This window comes from Ignavibacteria bacterium, assembly GCA_016873845.1.
Taxonomy (GTDB): Bacteria; Bacteroidota; Ignavibacteria; order Ch128b; family Ch128b; genus JAHJVF01.
On record VGVX01000161.1, the window covers coordinates 1 to 1,621 of the forward strand.

2 protein-coding genes are annotated in these 1,621 nt (G+C 33.9%); both read left to right on the top strand.

Translation table 11 applies throughout. The features are described from left to right. The first annotated feature begins 142 nt into the window (after nt 1-142). Entirely contained in the window at nt 143-490 is a 348-nt protein-coding gene (locus FJ213_13540) for a hypothetical protein (GenBank protein ID MBM4177176.1), read from the top strand. A 46-nt stretch (nt 491-536) separates the two neighbouring features. Further along, a partial coding sequence (locus tag FJ213_13545) for a hypothetical protein (GenBank protein MBM4177177.1) occupies nt 537-1,621 on the top strand: 1,085 nt, incomplete at its 3' end.

A 1,621-nucleotide genomic window follows, 5' to 3' on the forward strand; every position in this document is an offset into this window, starting at 1 on the left:
GATTTTTTTAGTGTCTTAGAATTTTATCCTTTAGCCAATTATAATGAATTTGGGAAAATTTGGGATTTCAGCTTTTGTTAAAAAAGAGTGAATGAATAAATATCTTGATAACGAAGCAAAATACTGTGATTTTTAGCAAGTCATGAAGTCAAAAAATAATTGGTATAGATATTCTTTCGGCTGGTTTGCATTAATCAGTTATTTGTTCTTCCTGATAATTGCATCAACTCATCATCATGTTCAGAATATCAACTTCGATCATGAAGTATCGTTTGACTATGTCATTCCAAATTCTGATCCGTACGCGGACGAATTTCAAAATTGTAAAGTAGTTCAAACTTTTTATTCACAGCTTTTTTCCAAATCATTTCAAAATAATTTTGCTCGTCTTACAAGTCCAGATCATGCCGTTATTGATTTTGAAAGTACAAAAACGATCCCATGTTTTTCGGGTTTAACATCATCTCTCCGTAGTCCTCCTTCAGCTTAAATTCTAATAAGCACAATTATTTCATTTACTAAGGAGGAAAATCAAATTGAAGAAAATATTTTTTTTATTACTTACTTTAATTTTAATTCAAACTTTGTTAGCTCAGCATATCGACCATCAAATTAAAGGTCGAGTGATTGAGAAACACGACGGATCGAAATTAGTGGGTGTTAACGTCTTTGTGAAGGAATTAAAGATTGGTACCGCAACAGGCTCAAATGGAAATTTTATATTACACAACATTCCTCACGGAAGTTATCAATTAATTTTTTCTTTCATCGGACATCAGACTATTTCAAAAGAAATTTTTGTACCATCAGATGAGTCTACAAATATTTTAATTGAAATGATTGAAGTCAGCATTGATATTGGAGAGGTCTTTGTGACAGGGAACCCATTTCTTGATGATACTAAAAAATTATCTCAGTCGTTTGTTTCAATCGGTGGACTTGATTTACAAATTCACAGCAGTTCAACAATTGCAAAGATGCTTGATTTCCAACCTGGTGTTGCAATGAGGTCAAATGGAATTGCGGCAGGCAGACCAGTTATAAGAGGCTTCAGTGACAGCCGAATTTTAATTCTTGAAGATGGATTACGAATGGGCGATTTATCGAATACCTCCGATGATCACGGCGTCTCATCGGATGGAAATAATTCTGAGCGAATAGAAATTCTTCGTGGTCCTTCGAGTTTGCTTTATGGGAGTAATGCAATCGGCGGAGTTGTGAATATTCTAACCAACAATGTTCCATCAAGCGTACCGCAAGAATTAAACGGAGATATATTTTTGGAAAGTGCAAGTGTTAATTCTCAATTTCTCGGTAAACTTCACTTTAACTATGGATTTGATAAATTTTCTTTTCATGCGAATGCATTAAAAAGAAAAGCAGGAGATTATCACGTTCCCACTGGTAGAAGTCTATTAAATTCCGGATTTGAAAATATTGGTTTCAATGTTGGAACCGCATTTCATCCTGTTTGGGGAAGTGTGGGTATAAATTTCAGTCAGGATAATTTTACCTATGGAATTCCGACACAGGATCCAGATGAAGCTATTAAACTTTTAATGAATAAAAAACAGATTAAACTTCTCAGCGAATTCAATTCCATTTCTCCATTAATTCAATC